The sequence below is a fragment of the Paenibacillus sp. J22P165 genome, assembly GCF_059692015.1.
Genome location: NZ_JCAUAP010000002.1, coordinates 153,401 through 168,890, shown reverse-complemented (window position 1 = coordinate 168,890; position 15,490 = coordinate 153,401). Strand labels below are relative to the sequence as shown.

The following is a 15,490-nucleotide window of genomic DNA, read 5'->3' as shown; positions in this document are numbered from 1 at the left end:
ATCAATTAATGAAATTTGCCACCAAGTCAATGAATTACAAAATGCTAATCACCGCTTCCTTACTTACGCTAACGCTTCTCGCTTCCGCATGCGGTAACAAACCAACAGAAACAACTGGCGGGACTTCTTCGCCGAGTACGAGTACATCTTCTCCAACTGCAGCAGCATCGCCGGCGACATCGCCCTCTGGAGCGAAGCAGTGGAGCAAAGCTCCTGATATGATCATTGATTCCAACAAAACATATCAAGCTGAAGTGACCACTTCCAAAGGGACGTTCACCATTGACCTGTACGCCAAAGAAGCGCCAAAAACAGTGAACAACTTCGTCTTTTTGTCCAAAGAGGGCTTTTACAATAACGTGACGTTTCACCGTATTATCAAAACGTTCATGATCCAAACGGGAGATCCTCAAGGGACCGGCAGAGGTGGCCCAGGTTATAAATTTGCTGATGAGCTGAAAACAACGCATACCTACGAACCAGGTACGGTTGCGATGGCAAACTCGGGCCCTAATACAAATGGCAGCCAATTTTTCATCTGTTCGGGTGCGGATTGTGCCTCATTGAACAAGATGCCGAATTACTCTATTTTTGGAAAAGTAACGGCTGACGGTATGGCGACTATTGCAAAAATCGCGGAAACACCTGTGGAAAGAGATCCAAATGGTGGAGATTCTTCCCCAAGTAAGCCAAAAGAAAAGGTCACGATTAACACCATTACCATCAAAGAAAAATAAACTAACATAAACAACGCTTTCATGCTAGATAGGAGTGGATCTCATGAAACAACCGTGCTTATTGTTCCATGGATTTACAGGTGGACCTTATGAGGTTGAGCCGTTAGCTCGGCATTTACGAGAACGTGGTCAGCTATGTGAGGTGCCGATCCTACCTTGGAATGGAGAGAGCCGTCATCAGCTTCACGCGTCGCGTTGGGAAGATTGGGTGCAGGCAGCCGAAAGGCATGCGGACAGAATGACAGAAACCTATGGGTCCTTTGATATGGTGGGATTTTCAATGGGGGGTCTTCTAGCTGCTTATTTATCCGTTCGGTACCCTGTACGCAAACTTATTTTGTTAAACACAGCTGTCATCTATGTTAGCCCTGGCAGGCTGCTGAACGTCCTGCGTGATGAATGGAAGTATCAGCGAAAAATCACTTTAATAAAAGGGAAATCCACCCCGCTCGTTGCTACATGGCAATTCACAAGACTAGTTCGACATTTGAAGCCAGAGCTGAGTCAAGTGAATAAACCAACACTCATCGCGCAGTCGGAGAGAGACCAAGTGATTCATCCGCAAAGTGCGCGATATATTTATAGTAAGCTGAGAGGGCAGCGAGAGCTGCATTGGCACGCCAAATCGGATCATTTGATCTGTTTGAGCGAGGATGCTCCGGCCTTATTTAGACAAGTAAGTGCATTTTTGGATAAGGAGTAGGTTGGATGCCGGTAAAGCCTAGCATGAACAAGAAACAAAGCGCCATCATACCCGCGCCAACGAAAAGGAAAGCCAATACGACTAAAGGCAAACGGCCTTCTAAGTTGTACCGCCTATTTGTAAGGACATTTCAAATTACATTGATCTCTTTTACACTGCTGGTTGCATGGCTTGTTTTTATCCAGTGGAAAGTGCAGGTTGGTCCGCAACAGACTTTACCGAAGCAAGTAGATGTAGGTATTGTATTAGGTGCCTCTTTGCGCAATGATATACCGAGCCCAGGTTTACAAGAACGGCTAGACTTAGCCGTGAATTTGTACAACCAAGGACGTTTCAAACAACTTATCGTAACCGGTGGATTGGATCACAATGGCTCCAAGCTAACAGAAGCTGAGGGGATGCGGGACTATTTGGTGAAAAAAGGGGTGCCGAAAACAGGCATTTTAATCGAGCCCAATGCGACGAGTACCTATGAGAATTTACTGTTCAGCAAACAAATTATGAATGAAAAATCATTTGTGAGTTCAATCATCGTTACCCATAAGTTTCATGGCTCACGGTCACTTGATATTGCCAAAACGTTGGGCTACATAGATCCACTTGTCTCCACGACAAAGTCAGAAGTACTCTTCATGCCTTATCATGATACGAGAGAAACGTTGGCTTACACGAATTGGTATTTAACCAAATTGCAATTGAAGCTTGGTCTAAAATAAAGAAAGCATGACAGGAAAGCGGAGAACCGCTGTCTGTCATGCTTTTTCTCTTCTAGCCATTCACAATGGTGCCACCGTTGATATGAAGAATTTGCCCAGCCATATACGAGGAGTCCTCGCTGGCTAAGAATACATAGCTCGGAGCCAATTCACTAGGCTGTCCTGCTCGTTTCATTGGTGTCGTAGAGCCAAAGACCTCTACTTCCTGAGCTGTAAACGTAGAAGGGATCAGAGGCGTCCAAATCGGCCCAGGAGCGACCCCATTCACTCGAATGCCTTTGGCATTCAACTGGAGGGAGAGTGAACGTGTGAAGGTGACGATGGCGCCTTTCGTTGATGAATAATCAATTAATTGCTCGTGACCGTGGTAGGCGGTAATGGAAGCAGTGTTAATGATAGCACTGCCAGACTTCAAATGAGGAAGCGCGGCTTGCGTCATATAGAAGTATGAGAAAATATTCGTACGAAACGTTCGTTCCAGTTGAGCGGATGTAATATCTGTAATGCTTTGTTGGGGATGTTGTTCGGCTGCATTATTCACCAAGATGTCGAGCTTCCCGAACTCCTTGATAACTTGCGAGATGACTTGTTTGCAAAAGCTCTCTTCACCAATGTCACCTGCGATGTGCAGACACTTCCGGCCTGCTTGCTCTACATGTTGATGTGTTTCTTCCGCGTCCTTATGCTCATTCAGGTAAACGATGACAACATCTGCACCTTCTTTCGCATAAGCAACAGCAATGGCGCGACCGATCCCGCTATCACCTCCCGTGATGATGGCGACCTTATCCTTGAGTTTGCCTGCTGGTTGATAACTGGCCTTCTCAAATTCGGGGAGCGGCGTCATGTCGGATTCTATGCCAGGCTGGTGGTTCTGGTGCTGTGGTGGGAATACGGGTTTCTCCTTCGTGGCAGTCATGTAATCGTCTCCTTTCATCCAACGAAATTCTTTGTTAGGATGATACAAGAGCAGCCAAATCATACTTCACACGGTAATGATAGCCATATTTCGTTTGATATCCCAGGTTCTCATATAAAGAAACGGCTGGTGAGTTGTCAGTAATAACTTGTAAATATTGCTGTGTAGCGCCTTGGGTAATACTCCAAGCTGTCATGGCATGAAGAATGGCGTATCCGTAGCCTTTGCCGCGATGCTCTTCATGCACAATCACATTGACGAAACCAGCCCATTTGCCCTCTACGATGGCTGTGCCAAGTGCAACGATTTGCCCTTGTTCCTTCAGTGTGATAAAAGCTTTAGGTGATGGCATCCGATCACATAACCCTTGATAGAAGCTCCTACGTTCTTCTGGGTACTTTTCAAGGTATAGGAAGGCATCCAACCACTCTGGAGTTAGCGTTTCTGAAATCATTACATCAAGTGATAAGGAGGTAGGATACTTCCTTTGCATGCACGTTAGTGCTTTAGCAGCTACGAATGCACTCTCAGCCGTCATCATTAAACAAGGAGTATCGAGTTCATAACCTTGATCTTGCAACAGGCGATCCAAATGCTCAGGTGATGCATGACTGATATGGAAAATAGCAGGTAGCCCGTGACTATGGTAAAATTGTTCAACACGTGAAAGCCAATTATCCTCACGCGGGTAAGAACCAACTGCAAAAACGCTGTTTGCCCGTTTGGTTATACCCTGTGAAGCTCTGACATGCCAGTGATCCACCATGGAACTAGTTTCTGCTGGCCAAGTATTGGCTGCTATGCGATCGATGAATTCGAAAAAATCTCTTTCTGTTTGCATGAAATGTAACCTCCATCCCCTTAAACTATTACATAAACATACATTTTAATGCATAAAAATTCAATGTTAAAAAATCAAATGTACCTACATTAGACGATTGGATTTAATTTTCGGAGGTAAACAAGGATGGAACTATTATTGCGATCGGCGACGTTGGAAGACTTCAATGCTGTGAACGCCATCATTCGAGAGGGTCAGGAAGAACATGCGGAGGCATTGCCAGATCGATTTACCCGACTAGATCATGTTGTAGCAATGGGATGGTACAGGAGCTTCTCGGCGAAGTCGGACAAGGAGATCCTTGTAGCGGTACTTGGTTCTGACGTGATCGGTGTAGCTATGCTGGAGATGAAACAGAGTCCGAACTATGAAGCGTTAGTTCCACGTAAGTATGCCTACTTAAATGAACTTGCCGTAGCTTCCACGCACCAGCGGCAAGGTGTTGGCAGGAAGCTTTATGAGGCTGCTACCCGATGGGCGCGAGAGCGCGAAGCTGCATCTCTAGAGTTAAATGTTTGGGAATTTAATGAGCGAGCGATGCGCTTCTATGCATCCCTTGGTATGCTGACCTTAAATCGTACCCTTACGACAAAATTAATGGATTAGAATAAAGGAGAATAGGTATGCTTTTTATTGATAATGAAGGAATTACAGATCCGAGGATCAACCTGGCCATTGAAGAATTTGCCCTGCGACAGCTCCCTGCTGGCGAAAGTTATTTGCTTTTTTATATTAACGAACCCTCCATCATCATCGGTAAAAATCAAAACACGTTAGAAGAAATTAATTCTGAATATGTCAAAGCGAATAACCTGCACGTTGTCCGTCGTTTGTCTGGCGGAGGCGCGGTATACCACGATCTGGGCAACTTGAATTTCAGTTTTATTACCCAAGATGATGGGAACTCCTTTCACAATTTTCAAAAGTTTACGGCACCCGTGGTTGAAGCACTGCATGGACTTGGTATCGAAGCGGAATTAACAGGTCGCAATGATATTCAAGTGGGTGAACGCAAAATATCGGGTAATGCGCAATTTTCAACGAAAGGGAGAATGTTTAGTCATGGCACGCTTCTGTTTGATTCGGAAGTAGAGAATGTCGTGTCAGCCCTTCGTGTTGATCCGGATAAAATTCAATCGAAAGGGATTAAATCCATACGCAGCCGGGTTGCCAATATCGTTGAATTTCTAAAAGAACCCCTGACGATGGAGGAGTTCCGAGTGAAGCTTCTTACCTCTATTTTCGGAGTGAATGAAGCATCTGTGCCAACGTACACGCTTACTGAACAAGACTGGAATCAGATTCATCTCATCTCAGAAGAGCGTTATCAGAATTGGGATTGGAATTATGGCAAGTCACCCAAAAGTACGGTTCAACATGCGAAAAGAATTGAAGGCATTGGTCGCATCGATATTCGGCTAGCCATTGAAGAAGGACATATTCAGCAAGTTAAAATATTTGGTGATTTCTTTGGTGCACATGATGTGGGTGAGTTAGAAGAGAAGCTAGTTAGTACACGTTATGAGGAGAAAGCAGTGCGTGAACGCTTGTCAGATGTGGAATTGAAAAGATACTTCGGCGCGTTGGATATGGAGATATTCATAGATTTGCTTATGTTAACCTAAGTCTAAAGGGAACAAGTAACAACTAACCGTGTATAACTATGCTAGCTACGGTCTAAAATGATGTTTCCAAGCGTAGGATGGTGGATACGAACTAATAAACCATCATGTAAACGAGGTGATCCTCATGAGTGGTAGAAGCTTGCCATCCAGACAAATCAACATCGTTTTACGGCAGCCGGAACCAGGCAGTCAGCGGCGTACTGTTGAGGGATCAGGTGGGCAGTCAGGCGCTGTACCCCTTGCCGACGCCGAGCCGATGATCTCTGGCAAAAAGACGCCAATGGAGGGGCCGCTATCGGATATTTTCAAAGAGCTGAATCAATTGATAGGCTTAGAAAATGTCAAAGAGCTAGTACATGAAATTTATGCGCTCCTGCAGATCTCTCAATTTCGTGTTGAAGCTGGACTTATGAGCAATGCTCATGTGTACCATATGATTTTCAAGGGCGCCCCTGGAACGGGAAAGACGACTGTAGCACGGCTTCTAGGCCGCATGTTTCATGCTATGGGCGTACTGAGTAAGGGGCATTTCATTGAAGTGGAACGGGCAGACCTTGTAGGTGAATACATCGGGCATACCGCCTTGAAAACACGCGAACTGATGAAAAAAGCGATGGGCGGCGTCCTATTTATTGATGAGGCATACAGCTTGGCACGTGGCGGGGAGAAGGATTTCGGCAAGGAATCCATTGATGCGTTAGTCAAAGGTATGGAAGACAAGAAAAATGAATTTATCCTTATTCTAGCTGGCTATAGTGATGAAATGGAGCAATTCTTAGCTACGAATCCCGGACTTCCCTCACGCTTTCCTATTCAAATTGAATTCGAGGATTATGCCATTGATCAACTGATTCAAATTACGGAGTTGATGGCGAAGGATCGTGAGTATGTGCTCTTGCCGCAAACCCTTGCGAAATTGAAGCAGCATCTCGCTGAGGAGAAAGCGATGACCTGGCGAGCGTTCAGCAATGCGAGGTATGTTAGAAACATTTTGGAGAAAGCGATGCGGCATCAAGCAGTTCGGCTACTTAGTCAGTATGTGAACGCACCATCCAAAATCGAACTGATGTCGATTCGCCCGGAAGATGTGAAGTTTAAATGATGACATCAAAAAGCTAATTAACTTATTTAAGTTAATTAGCTTTTTTTGTGTGGAAAGCAATTGACAGTTTTGAGGATCTGAGTAAAATAAACAGAGTACTTATTACGTTGATAATGATTATCAATATTACTTATAAATAAACGGTTAGCGATTAAAAGTTTACCACTCCAAGGAGTTGTTTTGTATGAGGAAAGTTATTTTATCCAGTTGTATTGCACTTCTACTATTTCTCTCTGTGCCATTATTCGTTAGTGCTAAGCCTCAGGATGATCTAGCCAAGGAAGATGCAGGTATCGTAAGTGCAATTCAAGCGGCAGAAAGCGGTAATATCGATCAAGCGACGAAGTTGTTTGAAGCTTTTCAAATCAACTGGCTGAGCTATGAAGATGGAATTAAGGAGCAATCCTTAGCGGCATACCAAAAAATTGAAGGAGCCATGGGGGAAGCATCTCTGCAAACGATGAAGCAGCCGGTCGATGCTCAAAAGCTTGCGGCGAAGCTGAAAGATTTACATACGTTGAATGCTTATTTCGTACAGGGCAATCTCACCGCGTTCGGTTCATCAGCGAAGAGTGATAAAGAGGTAACCGTAGCATCGCTAATAAAGTTGTTGGAGCAAGCATCGGATCAACTGAAGCAAAGGGATATCGAAGGAGCATCCGAGAGTATTCAAACCCTTCGAAATTCCTGGTTGCTTGTTGAAGGGATTGTGTTGACACAATCCTCCTCCGTGTATACGTCCATGGAACGAGATATGGTGACAGCGTATGCGCAGCTATCGGCAACACCTCCTCAGGATCAAGACGCTGCTGTGACAATTGCTCGCATGCAGGCTGATTTACAGCCTTTGGCGGCAAAGACAAGCTACACGATGCTAGATGCTACGACGATTATCCTTCGAGAAGGACTCGAGGCTTTACTTGTTGTTATTGCTTTGCTCGGGTTTCTGAGGAAGGCCGGTCACGAAGATAAGAAGAAATGGATCTGGTATGGCGTTTATGGAGGACTACTTGTGAGCATAGCGCTGGGTATTGTGGTTCAACAATTATTTTCGGCGAGTGCTTTTGGTAATAACAACTTTTTAATTGCTGGTTGTACAGGGGTTTTTGCTGCTCTGATGCTCCTGTATATGAGTTATTGGTTACATAGCAAGGCGAGCATTTCCAATTGGCAGACTTATATTCGCAATCAAAGTGTCAAAGCTTTAGCAACTGGGAGTCTAGCTTCCCTTAGCTTACTTGCTTTTCTAGCTGTTTTCCGAGAAGGGACAGAAACGGTGCTATTTATGATTGGGATGGCATCTTCGATTTCCTTGGCTTCGCTGCTTGGCGGAATCGCTATTGGTGTAGGTTTGCTGCTTATTATTGCATTTCTGATTCTGAAGATCGGTCTTCGTATCCCGATGCGGCCATTTTTCTTGGTTTCAAGTGTGTTTGTTTTCTATCTATGCTTCAAATTTGCTGGGATGGGCGTACATGGACTTCAATTAGCTGGTTACTTGCCCGCAACAACAGCCGATTGGCTGCCAAGCTGGGATACCGTAGCTCTATATCCTACTTTAGAGAGCGCCATTCCTCAGTTGATCCTTCTGCTTCTGGCAGTCTTTGCAGTGATTAGGGATCGTCTTAAAGCCATTTCTAACAGAAATATGTCAATAAACAATAAATCCTAAATTAAAGAAAAGTGGAGGAATTATCCCATGAAAAAAAGCCAACAACTTCTCATCTTAGCAGCAGCAACTACGCTTGTTCTCGCAGGTTGCGGTAAATCAGAGCCAACTGAGATTGCTAAAGTGCCTTTTAAAGAGGGTTCAACGACGTTAGTAACAAGTGTCGACAGTCTAAAGGGTCAATTAGAGGCTTCCAAAGTAAAGGATGCCAAGAAACTTGCCGATCAGCTGCAAGATCAATGGGCAAGCTTCGAGGATGAAGTAAAGCCTAAATTCCCTGAACTCTATTTTAAAGTTGAAAAGTTTTTGACACCGCTTGAAGCGGGTTTGAAAGAAGATAAGCTGGATTTCCCTACATTAACGGCTTTAAATACAAATTTAAAAGCGGCGTTGACGGAGCTGACCACTTCTTTTGCAGAGAACAAAGGAGCTGTTAATAAAGACGTTATTGAAGCTTCTGCTGCGCTTAAGGAAGCCGCCAAAGCTTACAACAAGTATGTACAAGATCAAGGAAACCAACTGGTGATATTGCTCGATCAATTGAACACTGCCATCAAAAGTGGTGATATGAAAAAAGCGACAGAAGCATATGGACTAGCTCGTATGCCGTATGAGAGAATTGAGCCAATCATCGAAACATTCAGTGAGCTGGATGGTGTGATGGATGCGCGCGTGGACGATTTTAAAAACGAGAAGGATCCTGCTTTTACAGGGTATCACCGAATTGAATACTTATTGTTTGTGAAGAAAAACATCAAGGATGCTGAGCCATTTGCTGCTCGATTGCTTGAAGATGGTAAGAAAATGCAACAAGCGATTGCGGCTACTACGATTGCTCCTACAGATTTTATCGCAGGTGTTGGGGAATTGATGGAGGAAGCACAATCCAGTAAAATCACTGGTGAAGAAGAGCGCTGGAGCGGAGCAACAGTGCCGGTTATTCGTGCCAATGTAGAAGGTGCCCAAGCAATCTATGATCTTGTGAAAGCAGAGTTGAAGAAGAAAGATGCGGCTTTGGATGAGAAAATCAGCAAGAGCTTAGCGACAGTTATCGAAACGATGAACACACTTTCACCTGTTGGTCCAACATGGAATGATTTCAGTAAACTCGAGCAAGCCAAACAAGTTGATTTGAAAAATAAATTAGAAGCATTGGCTGAACCGCTTGTGAAAATGCCGGGGACGCTAAGTAAATAAAGGAATGGGGTTAAGCGGTATGTCTGACAAAATGAATCGTCGTGCCTTTTTGGGGATGACCGCTGCGGGTGCGGCGGGCGTTGTTTTGGGAGATTTGCTTGGAAAGGCGAAAGCCGCACTTCCAACGAATAAAGCTGCCGCTACCACAACCGGTGAGACGCTGGATTTCTATGGCCCTCATCAGACGGGAGTTGTGACACCGGCACAAAATTTTGCTAATGTGGCGGCTTTCGATGTAACGACTAGCGATGTGAAAGAACTGCAAGCACTATTGAAGCAGTGGACAGAGATGGCAGCAACCCTGATGGCAGGGAAACCGCTGGCTGTTGAGCCTCAGGATGCGGCTTTTCCCCCAACGGATACGGGCGAGCAGCTTGGCCTTGATACAGGTAAATTAACACTTACATTTGCTGTAGGCGCTTCTCTTTTTGAAAAGGAGGGCATGGACCGCTTTGGACTTCGATCCCGTAAACCAGCAGGGTTGACTGAGATGCCAATTTTTCATAAAGATTCCTTACAGGATCAATTAACACACGGAGACATCATCATACAAGCGTGTTCCGATGATCCAATTATCTGCTTCCATGCGATTCGCAACTTATCTAAAGCAGCTAGGGGCGTTGCTCACTTGCGTTGGCAGCAAACAGGTCAGCTTGGCGTGAAGGCGCAAGGGACGAAACGGAATTTATTTGGTTTTAAGGATGGTACAGCGAACCCAGCCTTGCAAGACGAGTCTTTTATGAAGAATAACGTGTGGATTGATTCTGGCGACAGGAACAGCGAACCTTGGATAACAGGGGGTACCTATATGGTAGTTCGCCGCATTCATATGCGGATTGAAACGTGGGATCAACAAACATACGCTGATCAAGAAGAAATTATTGGCCGTCAGAAAGTTTCCGGGGCACCCATGGATGGTACAGCAGAATTCGATACGCCACAGTTTGCCGCTGACGCTGAAGGCAAGGTAACAGCTTTAGACTCGCATATACGTTTATCTAACCCGCGCTCGGGAGAGAACTCGGAGAGGGAACGCATATTACGACGTGGATATAATTTTATGGAAAATTTGGACAGCGTAGGTCGCATCAATGCAGGTCTTCTGTTTGTCTGCTTCAATCGGAATATCCAAACACAGTTTGAATCGATTCAAAAACGATTGACGAATCCGAAAATGCCAGATCAAATGCTGGCTTATACAGATACGACAGGCGGCGGTTATTTTGCTGTATTGCCAGGTGTTCCTGTGAAAGGAGCTTACCTGGGCCAAACATTATTTGAGTAAAATAAGGATATAGGAACAGGGTTATTGCGCGAGTAGAGAGATCTATTTGTGTGACTGCCCTGTTTTTTGTTGGCAAGTCCGTTATAATCGATTTTTCCTGTGCAGCAAATTGACTTTCCTAATCATTTCCTCCACAATAATGAAGGAATAGGCCATTTTGGCCTTATTTGAGTCATTTTAAGTAATTTGCAGGAAGTTAAAGGAGACGACTATGAAAACAACTTCACATATGGTAGAGAAAGAAATCGATGACAGAGCTGTGCTCGTCAGTTTGATTACACAGAAGCAGAAGAAAAATGAGCTTTTGGCGGAATATTCGTTGCAAGAGCTGGTGAAACTGGCAGAAACTGCTGGTGTTCAAGTGCTGGAAACGATGACGCAGAACAAAGAAGTCAAGGATACGAAGTGGTTTATTGGAAAAGGAAAGGTCGAAGAATTGAAGCTGATGTTGGAAGAGCTGGGCGGAAATACAGCGATCTTCGATCAGGAACTGTCGGGTGCACAGGTTCGTAATTTGGAAGCAGCACTTGATGTGAAAATTATCGATCGTACACAGTTGATTTTGGATATCTTTGCTCAACGTGCCAAAACACGTGAAGGGATTATTCAGGTTGAATTAGCGCAGCTGAGCTATCTGTTGCCGAGACTTTCAGGGCAAGGTAAAAACCTGTCTCGTCTAGGCGGCGGTATCGGAACGAGAGGTCCCGGTGAATCGAAGCTGGAAACAGATCGTCGGCACATCCGTGGACGCATTGACGAGCTAAAGGCACAGCTGGAGGAAGTTGTTCGTCACCGTACACTGCACCGAGAACGTCGCAAGAAGAGCGGTGTATTCCAAGTCGCTTTAGTGGGGTATACCAATGCAGGGAAATCTACCTTGTTGAAACAATTAACACAGGCTGATGTCTATATTGAGAATCAACTTTTCGCTACCCTAGATCCAACATCACGCACAATGGTATTACCAAGCGGCAAGGAAATTGTCCTTACAGATACAGTAGGCTTTATTCAAAATCTTCCCCATGATCTTGTCGCTTCGTTCCGCGCCACGTTGGAAGAGGCGAATGAGGCTGATTTGATTCTTCATGTGGTAGATAGCTCAACGGATATGCGGGGCGAGCAGATGCGTGTCGTACAAGAAGTACTAGCAGAGCTTGGCGCACATCAGAAAGAACAAATCACGATTTTTAATAAAATTGATCTCTGTCCGCAAGCGGATCGGGAGATGCTTACAACCGAAGGCGAATTCATGAAAATGAGTGCCTATACGACTGAGGATTTAGAACGACTTCGTATTACGATTGAAGATAAGTTGATGGGTGATAGCAAGGAGTTCCGCATTCCAGCCGATAAAGGGGATATTATTGCCCTCATGTATCGCATTGGTGAGGTACTTGAGACCGATGTGGATGGGGAAGACATGATCTTCAAGGTTCGAGTGAACAAGGAGGATTATGTCAAACAGGCCTATCTGCTAGTAGCTTACGATCAATCGGTAGAGAAGAAGTCAGAGCAGGATGAGAACGAGGGAGAGAGCAACTAAGATGCATTTCGGGGAAAAAGTAATGGCTAGAATGGAAAAGGCGGAGCAACGCGTAGAGAGCGCTTTTCGTCAAATCGAGAAAACCATTGATCTGAATCAATGGAAGGTCATTGAAGCCTTCCAAAAACATAAAGTAAGTGATTATCATTTTGCTTCATCGACGGGGTACGGGTATAATGACCGTGGCCGAGAAGTGCTTGATCTTGTCTATGCGGATGCGATGGGAGCGGAAGCGGCACTTGTGCGGCCTCACTTTGTATCAGGCACGCATACGATTGGTACGGCTCTGTTTGGCGTGCTTCGACCTGGCGAACATCTACTTTACATCACGGGTAAGCCCTATGATACGTTGCACAAGGTCATTGGTAAGCCTGGCGATGGCACAGGCTCCCTCCAAGACTTCGGCATCGGCTATGACGAAGTCGAGCTCTTGGAGGATGGCTCTCCGGACTGGTCCGCCATCACCGCAGCCATTCAGCCGAACACGAAGGTGATCGGCATCCAGCGTTCACGCGGCTACTCGTGGCGGCCGTCGTTCACGATCGAACAAATCGGTGAAATGGTCCGATTTGTCAAAGAGATCAACCCAGAGCTCATTGTCTTCGTGGACAATTGCTATGGTGAGTTCACAGAGCCGCAGGAGCCGACGCAGGTTGGCGTCGATCTCATGGCTGGCTCGCTGATCAAGAACCCCGGCGGCGGCATCGCCCCTTCGGGCGGCTACATCGCCGGGCGACGCGACCTCGTTGAGCTCGCCGCGTACAGACTGACCGCCCCCGGTATTGGGGGCGAGGTTGGAGCCATGCTCGGCGCGACGCGAGCCATGTTTCAAGGGCTATTTCTTGCCCCGCATTTGGTGGGGCAAGCCGTCAAGGGCTCGGTCTTCGCGGCAGCGATCTTCGAAGACCTCGGCTTTGTCAGCTCTCCGCGCTGGGATGCGCAGCGGACGGACTTGATCCAAGCGATCCGCTTCACGTCGGCGGAGCATTTGATCACTTTTGTCCAAGGCATCCAGAAGGCGTCTGCTGTCGATTCGCATGTCGTGCCAGAGCCTTGGGACATGCCTGGCTACGAGCATCCTGTCATCATGGCCGCTGGCACATTCATTCAAGGAGGCAGCTTGGAGCTGTCTGCAGATGCCCCAATTCGAGAGCCATACATCGCTTATATGCAGGGCGGCTTGACCTACTCACATTGCAAGTTAGGTGTACTAACGGCTATCCAACATATGGAAGACAAGGGATTACTGTGAAAATTTAAACTGTGAACAAACCTGACACTCCTTGACACGTTTTTGTTAGAAAGGTACAATGATAGAGAGGTACTTACTGACCAGGAGTGATTAGCATGAGTGATGAAATACGTAGAAATATGGCGTTATTCCCTATCGGAATCGTCATGAAGCTGACTGATTTGACAGCAAGACAAATTCGATACTATGAGCAACACGAACTGATCATCCCGGCACGAACAGCTGGTAATCAACGGCTCTATTCGTTTAATGACGTGGAACGTCTTCTTGAGATTAAAGATTTGATTGAAAAAGGTGTCAACATTGCAGGTATCAAGCAGGTTCTTATCCCTGTTGATAAGGATTCTGAGGATGCAACCATCCTTAACGAGCACACGGAAGTGAAACGGAAAGAATTAACCGACTCTCAATTGCACAAAATGCTGAAGCAGCAATTGATTGGCGGGGGTAAACGTCCGGATCAAGTGTCTTTGATTCAGGGGCAGTTGTCCAGATTTTACAAATAAAATCAGTTGCCCAATCGCTTAACATTTGAGAGGAGAATGCACACGTGAGTTATAACATTAACTATTCCAAAGAAGATATTCTTCGTATTGCCAAAGCAGAAAACGTTCGTTTCATCCGTTTGCAATTCACAGACTTAATGGGAAGTATTAAGAACGTAGAAATTCCTTTAAGCCAACTTGAGAAAGCGCTTGATAATAAAATGATGTTCGATGGATCTTCTATCGAAGGTTATGTGCGTATCGAAGAGTCGGATATGTATTTGTATCCGGATTTGGATACATGGGTTATTTTCCCATGGGTTACAGAAAGCAAAGTTGCACGTTTAATCTGCGACATTTATATGCCGGATGGCACGCCATTCCCTGGGGATCCGCGCGCTATTTTGAAAAATGCGTTAAAGCAAGCAGAAGAAATGGGTTACACAGCAATGAACGTTGGACCAGAACCGGAATTCTTCCTTTTCAAAACGGATGAAAAAGGTAACCCAACTACAGAGTTGAATGACCAAGGTGGTTACTTCGATTTGGCACCAATGGATCTTGGGGAAAACTGCCGTCGTGATATCGTGCTAACTTTGGAAGAAATGGGCTTTGAGATTGAAGCATCTCACCACGAAGTAGCGCCAGGCCAACACGAAATCGATTTTAAATATGCAGATGCGATCAAAGCAGCTGATCAAATTCAGACTTTTAAGCTTGTTGTCAAAACAGTAGCTAGACAGCATGGCTTGCACGCGACGTTTATGCCGAAGCCATTGTTCGGAATGAACGGATCAGGAATGCACTGTCACCAATCCTTGTTCAAGGGTGAGACGAATGCGTTCTATGATGAAAGCGATAAATTAGGTTTGAGCACAGTAGCAAGACAATATATGGCGGGCGTACTTCGTCATGCACGTTCTTTTGCTGCGATTACCAACCCTACGGTTAACTCTTATAAACGTCTAGTTCCTGGTTATGAAGCACCTTGTTATGTGGCCTGGTCAGCTAGTAACCGCAGTCCAATGATTCGGATTCCAGCTTCCCGCGGTCTAAGCACGCGTGTTGAAGTTCGTAACCCGGACCCAGCGGCAAATCCATACTTGGCATTAGCAGTAATGCTGGCAGCTGGTTTGGATGGCATTAAGAACAAAATGCAGCTTCCTCCGCCAACCGATCGTAACATTTATGTGATGACGGAAGAAGAGCGTGAAGCCGAAGGTATTCCTAGCTTACCGCTTAACTTGAAACAAGCACTAGACGAGTTGCTTCGTGACGATGTTGTTTGCGATACACTAGGCGAACACGCGTTGGCGCACTTCTATGAGTTGAAGGAAATTGAGTGGGACATGTACCGCACACAAGTTCACCAATGGGAAAGAGATCAATATCTTTCCTTGTACTAGGATTTGATTC

General features: G+C 45.5%; 15 protein-coding genes. 13 read left to right on the top strand and 2 right to left on the bottom strand.

What is annotated here, in order from left to right:
* Positions 1 to 8: 8 nt before the first annotated feature.
* The 3 genes from AC58QM_RS04845 to AC58QM_RS04835 are packed head-to-tail and all read left to right on the top strand — an operon-like array spanning position 9 to position 2,156.
* Positions 9 to 737: a peptidylprolyl isomerase gene (locus AC58QM_RS04845; RefSeq protein WP_497281871.1), complete on the top strand. Its 729-nt coding sequence runs from the start codon at positions 9 to 11 to the stop codon at positions 735 to 737.
* A 43-nt stretch (positions 738 to 780) separates the two neighbouring features.
* Entirely contained in the window at positions 781 to 1,440 is a 660-nt protein-coding gene (locus AC58QM_RS04840; RefSeq protein WP_497281869.1) for an alpha/beta hydrolase, read from the top strand.
* Positions 1,441 to 1,445: 5 nt separating this feature from the next.
* The gene (locus AC58QM_RS04835; RefSeq protein WP_497281867.1) at positions 1,446 to 2,156 is read left to right on the top strand and encodes a YdcF family protein; all 711 of its coding nucleotides are present in this window, start codon (positions 1,446 to 1,448) and stop codon (positions 2,154 to 2,156) included.
* A gap of 52 nt (positions 2,157 to 2,208) precedes the next feature.
* Here AC58QM_RS04835 and AC58QM_RS04830 read toward each other — a convergent pair whose 3' ends face one another.
* Both AC58QM_RS04830 and AC58QM_RS04825 read right to left on the bottom strand, forming a co-directional pair.
* Positions 2,209 to 3,075, bottom strand: coding sequence for an SDR family oxidoreductase (locus AC58QM_RS04830; protein ID WP_497281865.1), 867 nt, complete (start codon positions 3,073 to 3,075; stop codon positions 2,209 to 2,211).
* Positions 3,076 to 3,109: 34 nt separating this feature from the next.
* On the bottom strand, positions 3,110 to 3,916 hold the full coding sequence (locus AC58QM_RS04825) for a GNAT family N-acetyltransferase (RefSeq protein ID WP_497281863.1): 807 nt from the start codon (positions 3,914 to 3,916) through the stop codon (positions 3,110 to 3,112).
* A gap of 126 nt (positions 3,917 to 4,042) precedes the next feature.
* Here AC58QM_RS04825 and AC58QM_RS04820 point away from each other — a divergent pair, with 126 nt between their 5' ends.
* From AC58QM_RS04820 to glnA, 10 genes are all read left to right on the top strand, one after another.
* Complete coding sequence (locus AC58QM_RS04820) at positions 4,043 to 4,522, top strand: GNAT family N-acetyltransferase (RefSeq protein WP_497281861.1); 480 nt, start codon at positions 4,043 to 4,045, stop codon at positions 4,520 to 4,522.
* A gap of 17 nt (positions 4,523 to 4,539) precedes the next feature.
* Positions 4,540 to 5,541 (top strand): lipoate--protein ligase, encoded by a 1,002-nt coding sequence (gene lplA, locus AC58QM_RS04815; protein WP_497281860.1) that lies wholly within the window; start codon positions 4,540 to 4,542, stop codon positions 5,539 to 5,541.
* A 124-nt stretch (positions 5,542 to 5,665) separates the two neighbouring features.
* Positions 5,666 to 6,643 carry an AAA family ATPase gene (locus AC58QM_RS04810; RefSeq protein WP_497281859.1) on the top strand — a complete coding sequence of 326 codons (978 nt, stop codon included), beginning with the start codon at positions 5,666 to 5,668 and terminating at the stop codon, positions 6,641 to 6,643.
* A 184-nt stretch (positions 6,644 to 6,827) separates the two neighbouring features.
* Positions 6,828 to 8,315, top strand: a complete 1,488-nt coding sequence (locus tag AC58QM_RS04805; protein ID WP_497281857.1) for an FTR1 family iron permease — start codon at positions 6,828 to 6,830, stop codon at positions 8,313 to 8,315.
* Positions 8,316 to 8,342: 27 nt separating this feature from the next.
* Positions 8,343 to 9,509 carry an imelysin family protein gene (locus AC58QM_RS04800; protein ID WP_497281856.1) on the top strand — a complete coding sequence of 389 codons (1,167 nt, stop codon included), beginning with the start codon at positions 8,343 to 8,345 and terminating at the stop codon, positions 9,507 to 9,509.
* 19 nt (positions 9,510 to 9,528) lie between these two features.
* Positions 9,529 to 10,794, top strand: coding sequence for an iron uptake transporter deferrochelatase/peroxidase subunit (efeB, locus tag AC58QM_RS04795; protein ID WP_497281855.1), 1,266 nt, complete (start codon positions 9,529 to 9,531; stop codon positions 10,792 to 10,794).
* Positions 10,795 to 11,005: 211 nt separating this feature from the next.
* Positions 11,006 to 12,337 (top strand): GTPase HflX, encoded by a 1,332-nt coding sequence (gene hflX, locus AC58QM_RS04790; protein WP_497281854.1) that lies wholly within the window; start codon positions 11,006 to 11,008, stop codon positions 12,335 to 12,337.
* A 31-nt stretch (positions 12,338 to 12,368) separates the two neighbouring features.
* Positions 12,369 to 13,589 carry a methionine gamma-lyase family protein gene (locus AC58QM_RS04785; protein ID WP_497282755.1) on the top strand — a complete coding sequence of 407 codons (1,221 nt, stop codon included), beginning with the start codon at positions 12,369 to 12,371 and terminating at the stop codon, positions 13,587 to 13,589.
* A 95-nt stretch (positions 13,590 to 13,684) separates the two neighbouring features.
* Positions 13,685 to 14,095: a MerR family transcriptional regulator gene (locus AC58QM_RS04780; RefSeq protein WP_047676992.1), complete on the top strand. Its 411-nt coding sequence runs from the start codon at positions 13,685 to 13,687 to the stop codon at positions 14,093 to 14,095.
* Between the two features lie 56 nt (positions 14,096 to 14,151).
* Positions 14,152 to 15,480 carry a type I glutamate--ammonia ligase gene (gene glnA, locus AC58QM_RS04775; RefSeq protein ID WP_497282754.1) on the top strand — a complete coding sequence of 443 codons (1,329 nt, stop codon included), beginning with the start codon at positions 14,152 to 14,154 and terminating at the stop codon, positions 15,478 to 15,480.
* Positions 15,481 to 15,490 lie beyond the last annotated feature (10 nt).

Bases quoted from the DNA above. Each gene is read 5' to 3' on its own strand.
- AC58QM_RS04845 (WP_497281871.1), top strand. From the start codon at position 9: ATGAAATTTGCCACCAAGTCAATGAATTACAAAATGCTAATCACCGCT.
- AC58QM_RS04840 (WP_497281869.1), top strand. From the start codon at position 781: ATGAAACAACCGTGCTTATTGTTCCATGGATTTACAGGTGGACCTTAT.
- AC58QM_RS04835 (WP_497281867.1), top strand. From the start codon at position 1,446: ATGCCGGTAAAGCCTAGCATGAACAAGAAACAAAGCGCCATCATACCC.
- AC58QM_RS04830 (WP_497281865.1), bottom strand. From the start codon at position 3,075: ATGACTGCCACGAAGGAGAAACCCGTATTCCCACCACAGCACCAGAAC.
- AC58QM_RS04825 (WP_497281863.1), bottom strand. From the start codon at position 3,916: ATGCAAACAGAAAGAGATTTTTTCGAATTCATCGATCGCATAGCAGCC.
- AC58QM_RS04820 (WP_497281861.1), top strand. From the start codon at position 4,043: ATGGAACTATTATTGCGATCGGCGACGTTGGAAGACTTCAATGCTGTG.
- lplA (WP_497281860.1), top strand. From the start codon at position 4,540: ATGCTTTTTATTGATAATGAAGGAATTACAGATCCGAGGATCAACCTG.
- AC58QM_RS04810 (WP_497281859.1), top strand. From the start codon at position 5,666: ATGAGTGGTAGAAGCTTGCCATCCAGACAAATCAACATCGTTTTACGG.
- AC58QM_RS04805 (WP_497281857.1), top strand. From the start codon at position 6,828: ATGAGGAAAGTTATTTTATCCAGTTGTATTGCACTTCTACTATTTCTC.
- AC58QM_RS04800 (WP_497281856.1), top strand. From the start codon at position 8,343: ATGAAAAAAAGCCAACAACTTCTCATCTTAGCAGCAGCAACTACGCTT.
- efeB (WP_497281855.1), top strand. From the start codon at position 9,529: ATGTCTGACAAAATGAATCGTCGTGCCTTTTTGGGGATGACCGCTGCG.
- hflX (WP_497281854.1), top strand. From the start codon at position 11,006: ATGAAAACAACTTCACATATGGTAGAGAAAGAAATCGATGACAGAGCT.
- AC58QM_RS04785 (WP_497282755.1), top strand. From the start codon at position 12,369: ATGGAAAAGGCGGAGCAACGCGTAGAGAGCGCTTTTCGTCAAATCGAG.
- AC58QM_RS04780 (WP_047676992.1), top strand. From the start codon at position 13,685: ATGAGTGATGAAATACGTAGAAATATGGCGTTATTCCCTATCGGAATC.